This window comes from Affinirhizobium straminoryzae, assembly GCF_007004135.1.
In the GTDB taxonomy this organism is placed as follows: Bacteria; Pseudomonadota; Alphaproteobacteria; order Rhizobiales; family Rhizobiaceae; genus Neorhizobium; species Neorhizobium straminoryzae.
In genome coordinates this window covers 36666-53715 of sequence record NZ_VJMG01000004.1, presented here as the reverse complement: position 1 = coordinate 53715, position 17050 = coordinate 36666, and the positions used below count along the sequence as shown (strand labels likewise).

At 64.6% G+C, this 17050-nt stretch carries 14 protein-coding genes; 4 read left to right on the top strand and 10 right to left on the bottom strand.

Annotation, left to right across the window (positions count from 1 at the left end; all coding sequences use genetic code 11):
• Nucleotides 1-172: 172 nt before the first annotated feature.
• Both FNA46_RS01355 and bglB read right to left on the bottom strand, forming a co-directional pair.
• The gene (locus FNA46_RS01355) at nucleotides 173-1453 is read right to left on the bottom strand and encodes an ABC transporter substrate-binding protein (protein ID WP_142880544.1); all 1281 of its coding nucleotides are present in this window, start codon (nucleotides 1451-1453) and stop codon (nucleotides 173-175) included.
• A 124-nt stretch (nucleotides 1454-1577) separates the two neighbouring features.
• Entirely contained in the window at nucleotides 1578-2696 is a 1119-nt protein-coding gene (bglB, locus tag FNA46_RS01350; protein ID WP_142880543.1) for a beta-galactosidase BglB, read from the bottom strand.
• A gap of 195 nt (nucleotides 2697-2891) precedes the next feature.
• Between bglB and FNA46_RS01345 the strand changes: the two genes are divergently transcribed.
• Both FNA46_RS01345 and speB read left to right on the top strand, forming a co-directional pair.
• Nucleotides 2892-3680: an IclR family transcriptional regulator domain-containing protein gene (locus FNA46_RS01345; RefSeq protein WP_142880542.1), complete on the top strand. Its 789-nt coding sequence runs from the start codon at nucleotides 2892-2894 to the stop codon at nucleotides 3678-3680.
• Nucleotides 3681-3855: 175 nt separating this feature from the next.
• Nucleotides 3856-4917 carry an agmatinase gene (speB, locus tag FNA46_RS01340; protein WP_142880541.1) on the top strand — a complete coding sequence of 354 codons (1062 nt, stop codon included), beginning with the start codon at nucleotides 3856-3858 and terminating at the stop codon, nucleotides 4915-4917.
• 16 nt (nucleotides 4918-4933) lie between these two features.
• On the opposite strand, the gene FNA46_RS01335 is transcribed toward speB, so the two are convergent.
• On the bottom strand, nucleotides 4934-5974 hold the full coding sequence (locus FNA46_RS01335; protein WP_142880540.1) for a dipeptidase: 1041 nt from the start codon (nucleotides 5972-5974) through the stop codon (nucleotides 4934-4936).
• Between the two features lie 319 nt (nucleotides 5975-6293).
• On the opposite strand from FNA46_RS01335, the gene FNA46_RS01330 reads away from it, so the two are divergent.
• Together FNA46_RS01330 and FNA46_RS01325 are read left to right on the top strand one after the other, a co-directional pair.
• A complete protein-coding gene (locus FNA46_RS01330) occupies nucleotides 6294-7802 on the top strand; it encodes a serine hydrolase domain-containing protein (protein ID WP_142880539.1) in 1509 nt (502 codons plus the stop codon).
• 79 nt (nucleotides 7803-7881) lie between these two features.
• Nucleotides 7882-8766 (top strand): LysR family transcriptional regulator, encoded by an 885-nt coding sequence (locus FNA46_RS01325; protein WP_142880538.1) that lies wholly within the window; start codon nucleotides 7882-7884, stop codon nucleotides 8764-8766.
• Between the two features lie 36 nt (nucleotides 8767-8802).
• Here the strand turns inward: FNA46_RS01325 and FNA46_RS01320 are convergent, their stop codons facing one another.
• The 7 genes from FNA46_RS01320 to phnD all read right to left on the bottom strand — a co-directional run bounded on the left by FNA46_RS01320 (nucleotide 8803) and on the right by phnD (nucleotide 17041).
• Nucleotides 8803-9669 (bottom strand): D-amino-acid transaminase, encoded by an 867-nt coding sequence (locus FNA46_RS01320; protein ID WP_142880537.1) that lies wholly within the window; start codon nucleotides 9667-9669, stop codon nucleotides 8803-8805.
• 34 nt (nucleotides 9670-9703) lie between these two features.
• Nucleotides 9704-10753 carry a P1 family peptidase gene (locus tag FNA46_RS01315; RefSeq protein WP_142880536.1) on the bottom strand — a complete coding sequence of 350 codons (1050 nt, stop codon included), beginning with the start codon at nucleotides 10751-10753 and terminating at the stop codon, nucleotides 9704-9706.
• A 116-nt stretch (nucleotides 10754-10869) separates the two neighbouring features.
• Nucleotides 10870-12291, bottom strand: a complete 1422-nt coding sequence (locus FNA46_RS01310) for a M20 family metallopeptidase (protein WP_142880535.1) — start codon at nucleotides 12289-12291, stop codon at nucleotides 10870-10872.
• Between the two features lie 151 nt (nucleotides 12292-12442).
• Nucleotides 12443-13582: an alpha-D-ribose 1-methylphosphonate 5-triphosphate diphosphatase gene (locus tag FNA46_RS01305; RefSeq protein WP_142880534.1), complete on the bottom strand. Its 1140-nt coding sequence runs from the start codon at nucleotides 13580-13582 to the stop codon at nucleotides 12443-12445.
• A gap of 103 nt (nucleotides 13583-13685) precedes the next feature.
• Nucleotides 13686-15026, bottom strand: a complete 1341-nt coding sequence (gene phnE, locus FNA46_RS01300; RefSeq protein ID WP_142880533.1) for a phosphonate ABC transporter, permease protein PhnE — start codon at nucleotides 15024-15026, stop codon at nucleotides 13686-13688.
• A 10-nt stretch (nucleotides 15027-15036) separates the two neighbouring features.
• Entirely contained in the window at nucleotides 15037-15993 is a 957-nt protein-coding gene (gene phnE, locus FNA46_RS01295) for a phosphonate ABC transporter, permease protein PhnE (protein WP_142880532.1), read from the bottom strand.
• Between the two features lie 142 nt (nucleotides 15994-16135).
• Nucleotides 16136-17041, bottom strand: a complete 906-nt coding sequence (gene phnD, locus FNA46_RS01290; RefSeq protein WP_142880531.1) for a phosphonate ABC transporter substrate-binding protein — start codon at nucleotides 17039-17041, stop codon at nucleotides 16136-16138.
• Nucleotides 17042-17050 lie beyond the last annotated feature (9 nt).

Sequence of the window (17050 nt, the reverse complement as noted above, 5' to 3'; positions counted from 1 at the left end):
GTCCGAGCGTATTGACCTCGTGGTGCCGGCAGGTGGGCGGGCATCGGTGCACGACGTGTCGCAAGAGGTTCGCAGACGAGGCGATGGCGAGACGGGGCAGGGCATGGCAATCACGTCGGAGACAGCAATGGGGCTGCTGGCCGTCAGCGGCCAGCAGCGCAGGCGGGCGCCGTTACTGGGCGCGTTCGATGATGGACTGGGCGTCCTCGATGAAGCTCTTTGCCGCCGACTTTGCATCCATGCGGGCAAGAACCACTTCCGTTCCCGTGCGCATGAAGGCATCGCGCACTTCGCCTGCGCCCTTCGGAGCGGGCAGCGGCAGCGCGCCAACCTTGCTCTGGATGGCCGTGAAGTAATCCACCGACAGCTTTTCGACGGGCGTGAGCTTGGGCGCGAGGGCTTCACGCACCTTCGGCGAGGCGGGAATGCCGCGCTCGAGGCCGAGAATCTGGGTGATCTCGGGATCGTTCACCCAGTCGTTCATGTAGGCGATCGCGGTTGCCGGGTCCTTGGCATCGCGCGACAGCGACATGAACATCGAGGGCTTGATGAACTGGCCGGGCGCCCCGCCCTTCTTGTGCGGGACCATTGCCGCACCGATCGGATCCTTCGCGACGGCCTGAATGCCGACGAGTTGGTTCGACCAGTAATGCGCCATGGCAGTGTCGCCGACGGCAACGCCGGACTCGGCGATCGGCGCATCGAGGATCACGGTCTTTTCCTTGCCACGCACGGCATCAGCCTTGCGCAAGTCCGCCCAGAACTGCCAGTAGCTCGCCACGTCATCGGCGGTTGCCGCCACCTTGCCGTCCTTGTCATAGAATTCCCGGCCGTTCTGACGAGCCCAGGACTCGAAGGTCTCGATCATCAGCGACAGGTCGTCCGAGCCCTTCACCTTGCCCGCGGACTTGGTGGAAATGGTCTGGCAGGTCTTGGCAAAATCGTCCCAGGTCCAGTTGATCACGTCGATATCGATGCCCGCTTCCTTGAAGACGCGGGTGTTGTAGACGATGACTTGGCTGTTCGATCCGATGTTGAGCGCATAGAGCTTGCCGTCGACCTTGCCGCCGGCGAGCGGACCTTGGTCGAAGGAGCCGATCATCAGGCTCTTGTCGATATAGGGATCAAGCGGCAGCAGCGCGCCGCGGCGCACATATTCAAACAGGAAGCGGTAATCCATCTGCACCAGATCGGCCATGTTGCGGCCTGCAGTCTGGGTTGCCATTTTCGTCCAGTAGTCGCCCCAGCCGATGGTTTCGCCGGAGACTTCGACGCCCGCATGCTTCTTCTGGAACAGGTCGATCACCGCAAAGGTGCGCTTGTCGCGTTCCGGATTGCCCCACCAGTAATGGCGGATGCGGGTGGCGGCCCGGGCTGGCATGGCACCGAGCGTGGTGGCGGCAAGGCCTGCGCCGAGCGTGCCGAGAAGCCCGCGTCTTGTGATGTCGCTCATGATATCCTCCTCCTTTGAAAAGCCGGCCTGCTCTGCGGCATCCGGTTGTCTCCCGTTGATGTTTGCCGTTGTGGGTGGAAAGACGGCTCCTCCCGGTCCCCCTCCCGCTGCGGCCTGCCACAGGCTAGATGTAGCTCTGCAGCAATTCCGTCAGGCAGAGCATGGCCATCGCCTGCCCATAGGGCATGGATGTGCGCCGGATCTGCCGGTAGAAGTCGAGGTCGTTGCCCATGGCCGTCCCGAAGGAGACCTGCAGAAGCTCGCCCTCGTTGCTGATATTGTCGATCACGCCGCGCATGGCCCGCTCGGCCGTCTCCCGGTACTCGGGTCCGAGATAGCGCTTGCGCACCCCCTTCATCAGGCCATAGGCGAAGCCGGCGGTGGCAGAGGCTTCCAGATAGCTGCCGGGATCGTCGATCAGCGTGTGCCAGAGGCCGGATTCATCCTGATGTTGGCGCAGTGCGCTGGCTTGCCGGCCGAGCAGGGACAGCAGATGGCGGCGTAGCGGATCGCCCTCCGGCAGATCGACCAGTTCGACGAATTCCGGAATGGCGATGGTCAGCCAGCTGTTGCCGCGGGCCCAGCGGGCGCGGGCGAAATTGTGGTTGCCGTCGAAGGTCCAGCCGTGGAACCAGAGGCCGGTTTCGGTGTCCAGCAGATATTGCGCATGCAGCAGGAACTGGTATTTGGCTTCGTCCACATAGTCCGGTCGGTTCAGCAGCAGGCCGATCTTTGCCAGCGGCATCACGCTCATCATCAGCGTGTCGTCCCAGAGCTGCTGGTCGTTGACGCTGTTGTAGACGATGTGCTGCAGCCCGCCCTCCCGCGTGCGCGGCATGTCATGCATCACCCATTCGGCCCAGGTTTCCAGATAGGGCCGGAAGCGCGGATCTGGCGTCATCTCATAGAGATGGGCAAGCGTCAGGAAAGGCGCCACGGTGTTGACATTCTTGGTCGGCGTGCCCTCGGCCAGCCGCGCCTCGAACCAGTCTCGGATAATCTGCATGGCCGCCGCATTGCCCGTCTGCTGCCAGTATTTCAGCAGACCGTAGAGCGCGATGCCATGGGTCCATTCCCAACCGGCCCAACCCTTGGTATCAATGACGCGACCATCCTCAAGCCTGAGGAGAAATTCGCCCGTCTTGTCCTCGATATGGATCAGGTTGTCGGTCAGACGGTCGATCAGATGGCAGACCTCGTTGCGTCCGATGAACGCCGGGCGCTGCCGCAGAAGCGGATGCATGCTTTCAACTCCTCCCCAGTTGAAAAATTTTCGGAACGATGTTCCAAAAACCAGCAGATCACACTCCGGCATGGTTTTCAACGCTGTTTCTGCCGCCTCTCTCGCCTTCCCCGTTCCAACGGATAGGGGAGGGCTTCTTGACAGGCCTGATCGGCAATTTCAGAATGCGGTTCCGAAAAAATGAAAGAAGGGTCCATGCCCGATTCCCAGTCCCGGCCGGAACAGGCGGCCGCCGTTCTCAAGGTCTTTGCGGTGCTGGAGGCACTTGCGGGCGGGCGTCGCTCCAGCCTTGCCGAACTCGCCGAGCGTGCGGCCACCTCGAAGACCACCGCTCATCGTCTGCTGCAGACCATGGTGGATCTCGGCTATGTCGAGCAGGATGCGGACACGGAGAAATATGGGCTTACGCTGCGTCTGTTCAGCCTCGCGGCTCGTTCGCTGCACGAGCGCGACGACCTGCTGCGGGCTGCGGATGGCCCGATGGGCAGGCTGTCGCGCGCCACGGGGGAATCGATCAATCTCGGCGTTCTCGATGCCCGCGAACAGAAGGTTGTCTACATCCACAAATACGATTCCGCCTTTGGCCTGTCGATGACCTCGACGCTTGGCCTGCGCAATCCCTTGCACAGCACTGCACTCGGTAAGGCGTTGCTTGCCTTTCTCGATGAGGACGAGATGCGCGAACGTCTTGCCCGCATGGTGCTGGAACCGCGTGCACCGCGCACCATCACGAATCCGCAGCTTCTTCTGGCCGAATTGCAGGCGACGCGGGCGCGCGGCTATGCCGAGGAGATGGAGGAGAGCGAGGCCGGTGTGCGCTGCATGGCAATCCCCGTCTTTGATCACCTCAGAAAACCGGTAGCTGCCATCTCGATATCCTTTCCGCTGCTGCGCTTCGACGAGGCGCGCAAGGACGACTATATCCGGCTGCTCACCGAATGCGGCCTTGCCGCATCCACTGCCCTTGGCTTCCGCTCCATCTGACCGGGAGCGCGCGTCTTCATGCGTCCTGCGGGAGAGGGGGGCGATCCCGCATGTCCCTCCTGTTTGCGGTTGCTTTCCGCCGGTTTGAAGCTCATCACTGGCCGCTGGATCAGAACGTGACAAGGCTGAGTGTCGCTGCAGGGCGGCAGCGCCTGAATTGCATGGAGCAAATGCCGTGAACGACAAGGACCATCTGGACGCGCTCAGGAAGAAATATGGATCGGCTTCCGGCGGCGATATCTTCGATCCGCATTTCCGCTCCGTGGCGCAGGCGCAGTTTACCGGCAGTGACCGGCGCAAATGGCCCTTTGCCGGTATTCCGACGCTTCTCGACGCACCCTGCATGCCGGATGCCGCGACGCTCGAGGATTTCGGCGGGCTCGACATCGCGCTGATCGGCGTCCCCATGGATCTCGGCGTCACCAACCGCAATGGCAGCCGGTTCGGACCGCGCGCGCTGCGCACCATCGAACGCGTCGGTCCCTACGACCACGTGCTGCGCTGCGCGCCGCTCTCCCGTGCCAGGATCGCCGATATCGGCGACGTGCCGATGCAGAGCCGCTACGATCTCGCCCTGTGCCACGCCGATATCGAGGCCTTCTACAAGCGTCTGGTGAAGGCGGGCGTTCGCCCGCTCAGCGTCGGCGGCGATCATTCGATCAGTTCCTCGATCCTGAAGGCGGTCGGTGAGCATCAGCCGGTCGGCATGATCCATATCGACGCCCATTGCGACACGGCCGGTCCCTATGAGGGCGCCAAGTTCCAGCACGGCGGTCCCTTCCGGCTGGCGGTTCTGGATGGCGTGCTCGATCCCCGTCGCACGATCCAGATCGGCATTCGCGGCGGCGCGGAATATCTTTGGGAGTTCTCCTATGAGAGCGGCATGACCGTGATCCATGCCGAGGAGATCGGGGAGGCCTCGCTGCCCGCCATCATCGCCAGGGCGCGCGACGTGGTCGGAAACGGCCCGACCTATATTTCCTTCGATATCGACAGCGTCGATCCGGGCTTCGCACCGGGCACCGGCACGCCGGAAGTGGGCGGCCTGCAGCCGCGCGAGGTGCTGCAGCTGCTGCGCGGGCTGCACGGTCTCAACATTGTCGGCGGCGACGTGGTGGAAGTGGCGCCGCAATACGATTCCACCACCAACACCGCCCATATCGCCGCCCAGGTGCTTCACACCATCCTGTGTCTGATGGTGGGGCCGGAGCCTTCAGCCGAGAGCACCGCCGGCTGAGCATTCCCTCAGCCTGTCAGGCGCCGAGCGTGCGTTCCAGCACCGCAAGCCAGTTGCGGTGCGCCACCTTTTCCAGCGCGTCCTGGTCGAACCCGCGCGCCCGCAACGCGTCCACCAGACGTGGAAGGCCGGCGGCATCCTTCAGTTCGTTGGGCACGGTCGTTCCATCGAAATCGGAACCCAGCGCCACGTGATCGATGCCGATCCGCTCCGCGATGTAGACGACATGATCGACGATGCGCTCCAGCGGGGTTTCCGGGTTCTTCACGCCGTCTTCCCGCAGGAAAAGCACGCCGAAATTGATGCCGACCAGGCCGCCTGTGTCTCTGATGGCATCCAGCTGGCGGTCGGTCAGGTTGCGGCTGTGCGGGCAGAGCGCATGCGCATTCGAATGCGAGGCGACAAGCGGTGCATCGGACAGCTTGGCGATGTCCCAGAAGCCCTGTTCGTTCATGTGCGAGAGATCGACCATGATCCTCAGGCGGTTGCAGGCGCGGATGAGATCCTTGCCGGCTTCCGTCAGGCCCGGGCCGATATCCGGCGAGGAGGGGAAGCGGAACGGCACGCCATGCGCAAAGATGTTCGGGCGGCTCCATACCGGCCCGACGCTGCGCAAGCCCGCCTGATGGAGCACGTGCAGCGCGTCGAGATCAGCGGCGGCGGCTTCGATGCCTTCGATGTGGAAGACGGCGGCAAAGCGGTTCCCGGCGATGGCGGTTCGGATCTCGCCGACGTTGCGGCAGACCGTCAGCCCGCCTTCGGAACGCGTTTCGAGATCGAACAGCAGGCGCGCCATGGCCAGCGTCTCGTTCAGCGCATCCGCCTGCGCCGGGGGGACGAAATCGCCATTGGCGTCCGGCCGGCCGCTGGGGGAGGGGATGAAGATGGCGCAGAGGCCGCCCGCCAGCCCGCCGGCGCGCGCACGGGGCAGGTCGATGTGGCCGCCCGTCTCTCCCTCCAGGAAACCGCGGATCGGATCGCCCGCCTCCGTGCGGCGCATCCGCAGCAGAACGTCGTTATGGCCGTCGAAGACGGGGAGGGGGGCAGCCTGTGTCATGGGAATGTCCGTCATAGGGTCAGAGAAGATGTGTCGAAGAGGTAGGCAAGGCGGGCCGCCGGTGCAATTGCAAACCGTGCATAACTTTTGCGAAAAACGGAATTGGTGGCCGTGAGGGCTGACTGCTAAGAGGCTCCTGCAACGACAGGATTGCGGCGGACCGATGCCGGAGCCCGACCCAAGCGGGGCTCCGGCATTTCCCTTCTGCCCACATGACGGGCAGCGTGGCGAACGCGGGTCTTTTAGGACGGGAGCGGTGCTGCGCCGGTCTCAATCGGCGGAGATGGTCCGCAGAGGACGGGATTTGCGAGGACGGAGAATGGGCAAGACCCTAGATTGGAACGCTGCGGCCCTTGCGGTCAAGACACTGACAGCGGCCTGGCAGGCGGACGCGCCGGGCGGCGCCGTGATCGGCTTCGACGCAAACGGCATCCGCTTTGCCCAGGCGGGCGGGCTGGAGAACCTTGCGACGCGCTCGCCCTTCACCTGCCGCAGCGTGGTGCGCTATGCCTCCGTCACCAAGCATGCCTTCGCCGCCATGGTGCTCTCGCACCCGGACGCGATCGGCCTTGAGGATCCGCTTGGCCGGCACCTGCCGGAGCTTCGCGAGCCGCTGGCCTCCGTGACGGTGGGCCAGGCGCTCGACATGAGCGGCGGGCTTCCCGACACCCGCGAATGCCTGACGCTTCTCGGCCTTTCCGTCTTCACCGAGACGCGGGCGCCGGCGCTTTTCGATTATCTCTGCCGCCAGACCCGCCTGAACTATGCCGCCGGCACGGAAGTTTCCTATTCCAACACCGGCTATCGGCTGGTGGAGGCGGCGCTCGCCCGCAAGGGCCTGCTCTTCCATGCCTTCATCCGTGCTGCCGGCTGGCAGGCGCAGGCGGTTCTCGATGCGCCGGAGGGCTGGAACGATCCGGTCGAGGGCCTGATGCCAGGCTATTGGCACGATGGTACAGGCTGGCAGCTCTCTGCGGCCGGCCTGCACATCTCCGCCTCCGGCAGCATGACCGGCAGCGCCGAAAGCCTGATGCACTGGCTGCAGGCGCTGATGGCAGGGGAGGGGCGCTTCTCCGGTCTGCTCGAACGGCTCTCGCAGCCGCGACGGCTCGCGGACGGGCGCACAACCGGTTACGGCCTCGGCCTGCGCCAGACCTGGCTTGGCGACCGCACCTTCATCGGCCATGGCGGCTCGCATCCCGGCTACAAGACCTATTTTCTCCTTGATCCCGAGGCAGGCACGGGTTTCGTCATTGTCTCGAACCGCGAGGATACCAATGGCTACAAGATCGCGCTGGAGGCGATGGCGGCGCTGAACGGACTGCCGCTGCCGACGGCCTCGACCGCGCTTGTCGACGGGCTTTACGTGACCGAACAGGGACCGTGGTGGATCGCGGTCAAGGGCAGCACCGTCACCTGGCTCGACGCGGACGAGAGCGTCTACGAGGACGGCGACGGCTGGGTGAATTCCCGCTCCGCGTCCTCGCCGATGCGGCTGCGCATGGAGGGCTCTGCCATCGTCGGCCAGGTCGGCCATGTGCCCCGGCGTTTCCTGCCGGCCGATATCACCGCCTGTGCCAACGACCTTTCCGGCCGCTGGGAGAATGGGGAGGGAGCCTCTTTCGACATTGAGGAGGGCGTGCTTGTCATGGGCATCGGCCCGGTGCGCCAGCGCATGCCGCTGCAGCCGCTGGGGGCCGGACGCTTCCTCTTCACGCTCAAGGACGGACCCTGGACCAAGCGCGTCTGTCTGCATCGCCTCGGCGACCACCATGTGGAACTGGTGCTGAGCCGCGCCCGCATGATCGAATATCGCCGCCGTCGCTGAACGGGGTTTTCTTGATGGCGCTCACGCCCTACAGGGAAGGAACGGCATCGGGAGCCGGTCCTTGCCGAGGGAGCGGAATGTGGACGTCAAATGGCTTGAGGATTTTCTGGCGCTTGCGGCGACGCTGAATTTTTCCAAGGCGGCGGACGAGAGGCATGTGACGCAATCCGCCTTCAGCCGGCGCATCAAGCAGCTGGAAGCCTGGGTGGGTGCCACGCTGGTGGACCGTGCCACCTATCCCTCGCGGCTCACCGAGGCGGGCGAGCGCTTCGTCCCGGTTGCCGAGCAGACACTGCAGGCGCTCTATCAGGCGCGGCGCAACCTCCAGCACGAAGACGGGACCGACGCGAGACGCGTGACGCTGACGGCGCTCCACACCCTGTCCTTCACCTTCTTTCCCGACTGGTTGACATCCATCAGCCGCAAGGTGGGCCCGATCGTCTCGCATCTGCGGCCGGATTCGGGCAGCATGGAAGAAAACCTCAATTCGCTGGTGGATGGCCCGTCCGATTTCCTGCTGACCTATCAGCACGCGCATGTGCCCATGCTGCTCGACGGGCGGTTCGAGCATCACCGGCTGGGCTTTGAGACCATCGTGCCGGTCAGCGCGCCCGATGCGAGCGGCCTGCCGCGTCATCGCATCGCGCCGGGCTTTGCCCATGTCACCTATCAGAAGAGTTCGTTCTTCGGCCAGTTGATCGCCGGTGCCATGGCCGATCGCCTGCCGGCGGAACACCGGGTGCATGTGGGCAGCATGTCGGTCGGGCTGAAGGCCATGGCGCAGGCGGGCTGGGGCATGGCCTGGGTGCCGGAAAGCCTTGTGGCGGCGGAGCTTTCCGCCGGCCAGCTGGTGCGGGCCGGCGGCCCCGAATGGGATATCGCCGTCGAGATCCGGCTCTATCGTTCGCGCGAGAACCGGCGCGCGGTCGTCCGCACCATCTGGGATGCACTCGGCGACGCCTGAGGCGGGCAAGCCGCCGCAGGCGGGTCCTGTTCGGCTTCAGACCGCCGTCCTGCGGGCGTGCTCCATGTAGAGCGCGCGCAGTCGCTTGAAGATAGGGCCCGGCGTTCCGTCGCCCACGGGCTGGCCGTCGATCGTGGTGATCGGCACGATGAAATTGGTGGCGCTGGTCAGGCAGGCTTCGCGGGCGGACAGCGCTTCCTCGACGCTGAAGGCGCGCTCCTCGACCGGCAGGCCGGTTTCTTGCGCAAGCTGCAGGATGGCAAGCCGTGTGCAGCCGGGCAGGGTTGCCTCCGAGAGGCCCCGGGTGACGATGCGCCCGTCCTGCGTGACGATATAGGCGGTGGAAGAAGCCCCTTCGGTGATCAGCCCGTCTTCCTCCATCCAGGCCTCGTCGAAACCGTCGGCCTTGGCGGCGCGCTTGGCCAGCACCTGCGGCAGCAGGCAGACGCTCTTGATGTCGCGCCGGGCCCAGCGCTGGTCGGGCACGATCTTCACCTTCACGCCGCGCTCCACCGCCGCCACATGCTCCAGCGTCTTTGCCTGGGTGAACATCAGAAGCGTCGGCGCAAGATTCTCCGAATAGAGGAAATTGCGGTCTTCCACGCCCCGCGTGAACTGCAGGTAGATGAGGCCTTCCCCGAGATCGTTCTCGGCGATCAGGCGCTTTTCGATGGCGACGATCTCATCGGTCGAGACCGGAAGCCGGCCGCCGATCTCGCCGACGCTGCGTTCCAGCCGCGCCATGTGCAAAGGGCTGTCGATCAGCTTGCCGTCGAGTACAGCGGTCACCTCGTAAATGCCGTCGCCGAACAGGAAGCCACGGTCGAAGATGGAAAGATGCGCCTCGTTTTCGGGCAGGAAGGCACCGTTCAGATAGACGGTGCGGATCGTCTGGGTCGACATGGGATGCTCCGGACAGGAATGACAGAGGAGGGGATCAGCGGCCCGCAAGCGCCGTGCGGGAAATCGCACGGATCGTCGCGGGCTTGCCGTTTGCGGCATTGAAGCCGGTCATGGTGGTGGCCATGGTGAGCGAATTCAGGATGGCTTCCTCGGTGGCCTCGATCGCCGCTTCGAAGAGGGGCGAGACGAGATCGTTCGGAAGGGCGGGCGTTGCGGCAAGGGCTGCGCGCCGGGCCGGGGTTTGTCGCACGGCCTCGGACGTGGAAAAGGCGAGCGCATAATCGCCAGAGCCGTTGCTGAGGGCAGCACCGGTGCGGGCGAGCCCGCCGAAGCAGCGCTCCGCCAGCCGCGTCAGATTGCGCGACGCAAGCGGTGCATCCGTTGCAACGACGATGACGATCGAGCCGTCGCGGTCATGCTCCAGCAGTTGATCATAGGGGCGCCCGGCAATGGTCAGGCGGCCGCCATAGTTGGACTGCACGAGAACGCCCAGCCGATAGGTTTCGCCATCCACAGGCACGAGACGCGAACTGGTGCCGATGCCACCCTTCAGCCCGAAGGCGACGGTTCCGGTGCCTGCACCGACGCAGCCTTCTGCCACGGCGCCGCCCTTTGCGGCCTCGAGCGCGGCCACCATCTCCTCGACGGAAGGGCGGGCGGAACGGATATCGTTGAGCCGGGAATCATTGGTTTCTCCGACCACGGCATTCAGCGAAACGACCCGTTCGTTGCCGGTTCGGGAGAGCGTGAAGCGGTTGATCGCCTCGATGGCGCGGCCCACGGCAAGCGTATTGGTGAGAAGGATCGGCGTCTCGATCTCGCCGAGTTCGTCAATCTGGGTGGCGCCCGCGAACTTGCCGAACCCGTTCAGCACGGCAAGTCCGGCCGGCACCTTGTCCTGAAACAGGTTTCCCGCATGCGGCAGGATTGCGGTTGCGCCGGTTCGGGTCCGGTCGCCTTCGATCAGCGTCACATGGCCAACCGCCACGCCCTCCACGTCGGTGATCGCGTTGAGCGGCCCGGTCTGGAAACGGCCGAGGCGGATGCCGAAATCGCGCAGGCGGGCGGGAGATGAGTCAGTCATGGTAAAGCGGTCCGTGGCCTTGAGGTGGAGCCACTCTTAGCGCCTCGACCGCCCCAACGGCATCAGAAAAACGGAATAGTTTCAGACCGATTTTGCAAGGCGGGCGGACAGTCGCCTCAGCCTTGGCGAGCGACCGCTGCGATCGGCGCTGCATCGGCAGCGCCGTTCTCCTTCAGCGCGTGGCCCTCATCGGCAATGTCGAGGAAGAGGCCGGTCATCAGGCGCATGCCCTCTTCCGCGATGGAAAGAAGTGCATGCTCGTTCGGGCCATGCTGGCCGCATTCGGCGTGGGAATGCGGGATCCAGATGGTGGGCAGGCTGAGAATGTCGGTAAAGGCGTCGTTGGGCAGCGAGCCGGCGAGGTTCGGCAGCACATGCGGCTTGCGGCCGGCCGTGCGGCTCAGCGACTGTTCCACGAAGCGCACCCAGGGGTGATCGGGTGAGAAGCGCGTGGCCTTGAAGGGTTCACCCGCCGCGCGAACCTCCACCATCGAAAATCCCTTTGCATCCAGATGGCGCCGCAGCGCCGGGAGGATCGCGTCGATCTGCGTGCCGACGACGAAGCGCAGCTGGCAGGTGGCGCGTGCAGAGCCCTGAATGGCGTTTTGCGGCGCGGCAATGTTTCCCGCAGAGATCGCCAGCACCGCCAGCGAATTCCAGCCGAACACGCGCTCCGACGGTGTCAGATCCGCCTGGCCCCAGTCGGCATCGTGGCGACGCGGCGGCAGATCCTTGAGTGCAGCGCGCACATCCGGCGTCAGACTGTCGGGCAGCCATTCGGGAATCAGGATCTGGCCTCGCGCATCGACGATCGAGGCGATGGCATGCGAGAGCAGGATCACCGGATCGGCCAGCAGGCCGCCGAAATTGCCGGAATGGTGATCGCTGTCGCGCAATGCGACGATCAGGTCGAAAGAGAGGCCACCGCGCGAGCCCATGAACATGGTCGGCGTATCGGCGGCGAGGCGTGGTCCGTCCGAGGCGATCAGGACATCGGCATCGAGCGCGGCGCGCTGCTGCTCGAAGAATTCCCGCAGGCCGCGCGAACCGGTTTCCTCGGCCATTTCGAGAATGATGCGCGCATTGAAGCCGAGGCGTCCCCGGGCGCGGATCACCTGTTCCAGCGCCTTCAGGTTGATGAGATGCTGCACCTTGTTGTCGGCCGTGCCGCGGCCATAGAGGCGGTCGCCCTCGCGCACCAGCGTGAAGGGAGAAAGACCCTCGCGCCAGCGATGTGCCTCCCCATTGCATACGTCGCCATGGCCGTAGACGAGGATGGTCGGCAGGCTTTCGTCCTCGATCCGTGAGGCGATCATCAGCGGCGCGCCGCCCGGGCGCGGATTGTCGAAAAGGGTGCAGGTAAAGCCAAGTCCGGTCAGCATCGGACGCATGTCCTCGGCGAGGTAGGCCAGCAGGTCCTCCGGGCGACCTTCGGACTGGCTGACGGAAGCGCGTGCCACCAGCCGCGCCAGATCCCGCTCCAGCCCGCCGCCGGTGACATAGCCGGATGCCTGATCCAGAATGCGCTCTCTGTCCATGCCGAAGGCCTCCATGCAGTGATGGTGCTAGCGCTGTCACGAAGCGCAACACAGGTCAATTCTCATGGGTGAATTCTGTGCAGATTTTTCGACTGCACAAAATCTGGCGGCTTGGTCCATCGGCGCGATAGATGCCTCGGTCCGGCGATGCTCAGGCGACGCGGGTTCCGGCGCGCCAGACGGAGCGGACCACCGGCACGCCGGACTGGCGTCGGACGCGGACCAGGTCGGCGCGCAGGCCCGTCTCGATGCGGCCGCGGTCGTCAAGACCGACGGTGCGGGCGGGCGTTGCCGTGACCATGGCGAGTGCCTGCGGCAGCGAGACGCCGTCCACCTCGTCGGCGAGAACGAAAGGCGCATGCAGCAGGCTGAGCGGAACATAGTCCGACGACATCACGTCAAGAACGCCCCTGGCGGCGAGATCGCGCGCGGCGATGTTGCCGGAATGGGATTTTCCGCGCACCACGTTCGGCGCCCCCATCAGGACGCTCATGCCGGCCTTGTGCGAGGCGACGGCGGCCTCGACGCTGGTCGGGAATTCCGCGAGCTTCACGCCGTGGCCGACCGCTTCCTCGACATGGTCAAGCGTCGCATCGTCATGGCTGGCAACCGTGATGCCGCGGCGCCGGCAGAGCGCTGCCAGATGCTCGCGATGCGGGCTGGCATAGCGGGCCGAGGCTTCCTGCCTGCGTTCCACGAAGATGCGGAATGCGTCTTCCGAGAGGCCGCGCTTGGTCTTGTAGTAGAGCGTATAGTGCTCCATCGTCTGGAACTGCCGCTGGCCGGGTGCATGGTCCATCAGCGAGACGAGCCGTACGGCCTCGTCCTCTTCGAAGGCTGCCACATGCTCCAGCATGTCGGGCGCCGAGACTTCGCAACGCAGATGCAGCAGGTGATCCGCCCGCAGCCTCTCTTCGGTCTCGGCGAGCGCGATGGCATCGGCCATCTCGCGCATTTCGCCGGGCTTGAAGCCGCCATCCTCGTCGGAGCCCATGCGCAGGCAATCGAAGACGGTGGTGATGCCGGAGGTGACCACCTGCGCATCATGCGCCTGGATGGCCGAGATCATGTTCCAGCGCACGCCGGGGCGCGGCGAATAATGGCTTTCCAGATGGTCGGTATGCAGTTCCACGAGGCCGGGGATCAGGTAATCGCCACCGAAATCCTCGCCCACCGTGCTGTGGCCCTCGGAAATGTCGGCGATCCGGCCGTCCAGGATCTGCACGGAGCCCTGCAGGATCCTGTCCTCAAGGACGATGCGGGCATTGGAGAGAATGAGTTCGGGCGTCATGTTCGTGGCCATTCCAAAAGTGCCTGACGGCAGAAGGGGCACTGCGTGCCCGGGTTGCAGGGCCGCGCAGCCGGAGGTCATGCGCGGCGATAAGGATCGGGGCTCAGCGGCTGCGGTCGCCGATCAGGCGCGAACGCAGTGCGCTGGACGCCATGTCGAACAGGAAGACGACGATCAGGATCAGGAGCACCATGTAGCAGACATTCGCCCAGTTGGCATTTGTGCGCATGGCCTCCCACAGCTTCAGGCCGATACCGCCGGCGCCGACCGCGCCGATGATCGTCGCGCCGCGCACGTTGGATTCCCACTGGTAGAGCGTCTGGCCGACAATGACCGGCATCACCTGCGGCATGACGCCGTAACGATGGGTGAGAACAGTGGAGGCACCGGTCGACTGGATGCCCTCGCGCGGCTTGTTGTCGATGTTTTCCAGGCCTTCTGCATAGAGCTTGCCGAGCGTGCCCCATTCGGTGAGGAAGATCGCGCCGCTGCCGGCCAGCGGTCCCGGGCCGAAGGCGCGGGTGAGGAACAGCGCCCAGATCAGCATGTCCACGGAGCGCAGGAAGTCGAAGAAGCGCTTCATCGCCTGGTTGACGAGATGGCTCGAGGTCATGTTGCGCGCTGCCAGAAACGCGGCGGGGAAGGCAAATACGGCGCCGAGCAGCGTGCCGAGGAAGGCCATCACGATGGTCTGGAACAGCTTCACCCAGATGTCGCCATGCTGCCAGGCGGAATTGTTCCAGAAGTTTTCGAAGGCGAGCGACAGGTTCGACTGGCTCTTGTCCAGCCGCTCCCCGGAGATGATCAGGCGCAGCACTTCCCCGGCCGGTTTGTCGAAGAAGGGCGACTGGGTGTCGAAGATGAAGTTCGGCCAGCCGAGGAAGCGCTTGCGCACCTTCACCTGATCGCCGGAAATGCTGACATCGCCGGCAAAGCCGAGATCGACGCTGATGGTGTCTTCATAGGCGGTCATCCAGCCGGGCAGGGGGCCGTCCACCTTGGCGTTTTCCCCCTCGAGGCGCACCGGCGTCGTCACGCCATAGGCGGTGACATCCACCTGCTTGCGCGCGACATGCACCGTCTTGCTGCCCGAGACCTGAACGGTGACGCTGCCATCGGGATTGGTGCTGACCCAGTCGGGATGCGGATCGTCGCCCAGCGGGTTGAAGCGCGGATAGCGGGTGGCGATCGTGCCATCGGAGCCGATGCGGAAGACCGGCTGCACGTCATAGCTGATCCACTGGCGCAGATAGATGCCGAGGCGCTCCCAGTGGCCTTCCGCCACCAGCTTCGGCAGGTCGAAGAACCAGGCGGAGTAGAGGCAATAGAGCAGGATGCCGCACAGCATCATCAGCCCACCGAAACGCTGGCGGAAGGAGCGGTGCAGAAGATGGGCGTGGCGGCTTTCCAGATCGCGGAGGGCGCTTGCGTCGAGAACGGTCATGGTCTTGGCCTCAATGAACCGGAACGAAGGCGGCTTCGCCGACGAGACGACGGCGCAGCGCCGCCGAAACCTGGTCGACGACCACGATGGTGACGAACAGCAGCAGCACCAGCGCCATGGTCTTGGCGCCGAAGCCGCGGGAGATGGAAAGCTTCAGCGCTTCCCCGATGCCACCGCCGCCGACGGCGCCGATGATGGTGGAGGCGCGCACGTTGATTTCGAGGCGCAGCAGGGCATAGGAGGTGAAATTCGGCAGTACCTGCGGCAGCGAGCCGAAGCGCACGCGCTCCAGCCAGTTGCCGCCGACCGCCGTCATGCCCTCGTCCGGCTTCATGTCGATGTTTTCGATCACCTCGAAGAACAGTTTGCCGACAGCGCCGATGGTGTGCAGCGTGATGGCGATGATCGCGGCGGCCGGACCGATGGACAGCACCGCCGAAAACAGGCCGGCAATGACGATTTCGGGAAAGGCGCGCAGGAATTCCATCAGCCGCTTCACGAGGATGCGCAGCGGGTTGGACGGAGCGAGGTTGCGGGCCGCGAAGAAGCTCAGCGGAACCGCGACGACGAAGCCGACCAGCGTCGAGATCAGGGCGATGTTGATGGTGACGATCATCAACTCGATGTAGTTCGGAATGTAGAAGCCGCCCCAGAGCGGCACGCGGCCAACGGTGAAGTTATGCTCTTCCCCGCCCTGATCGTTGGGGCTCGCGATGCCGAGAAGGGCCCGCCAGACATCGTTCCAGTCCTTCGGGATCAGCCAGCTCAGGAAATCGAAGAGATGCGGCAGGCGATCGAAGAAGTGGCCCGCATTGCTGTCGTCGGCGAAACGGACGGAGGCCACGAAGGCGGCAAACAGAATGGCAAGGCCAAGGATGGTGTAGAAGCGGCGCCGCGCGGCCAGCTTTTCCCAGGCATCCACAATGGCCACGGTGGAGGCAGTGTCCGCTTTGCTCTGGAGGCTCATGTTCCCGTCCGGTTCGAAGAAGGGCCTGTTGCGGGCATCCTGCCCTTTCGGCCGTCGGCCCTGGCTCTGAGGCCATGCCAACCCGTTGAATGGAAAGGGGCGACCGCGAAGGTCGCCCCGACCGTGATCGATGGGTGAAGGATCAGCCGCCGATGGCCTTCTTGCGAACGTCGATGATGGCCTGGTAGAACTCGTGCTTGACCGGAACGTAGCCGACGTAATCGCCGCCTTCGACAGCCGCGAAGCACTTGGCGTCGGTCTTCGGCAGCTTGGTGAAGAAGTCGGCGAGCTTGGTCTGCCACTCGTTGCCGAGGGCGGTGCGAACGACGAGCGGGCCGTTCGGGATCAGCGGCGAGCGCCAGACTTCAACCAGCTTGTTCGGGTCGACGGAACCCTTGGCGACGACCTTGTGGAAGGTGCCGGAGGTGAAACCGTCCTTGAAATCGCCGATGCCCGAGGAGTCGTCCACAGCGATGTCGACCTTGCCGTCATAGGCGGCGAGCAGGTTGTTCTCGTGGCCGCCGTTGAACTGGGTCTTGGCGAAGAACTGGTCGTTCGGAACGCCGGTGGTCTTCGGGATCTGGGTCAGCGGAACGAGGTAACCCGAGGTCGAGTCCGGATCGGCGTAGCCGAGCGTCTTGCCCTTGGCGTCGGCAATCGACTTGATGCCGGAATCCTTGCGGGCGAGACCGATCGAGTAGTAGCCGGTCGAGCCGTCCTTCTGCTGTGTCGTCAGGATCGGCGTCACGGCCTTCGGATCCTTGAGGTAGGTTGCCGCGTAGCCGGAAGCGCCGAGTTCTGCGAAATCGAGCGTGCCGCCGAGGAGGCCCTGGATGACGCCGTCATAGTCGGCGGCCGGGAACAGGGAGACCTTCTCGAAACCGAATTCCTTCTTCAGGTTGTCGGCGAGGCAGGCATAGTTGCGCAGACGGTCGGCTTCGTTTTCGCCGCCGAGGATGCCGATGCGGAATTCCTTCATGTCGGCAGCAGAGGCGATGTTCGACAGCGACATGACAGCCGCTGCGGCAAGCAAGATCTTCTTGAGCATGTGGGTCTC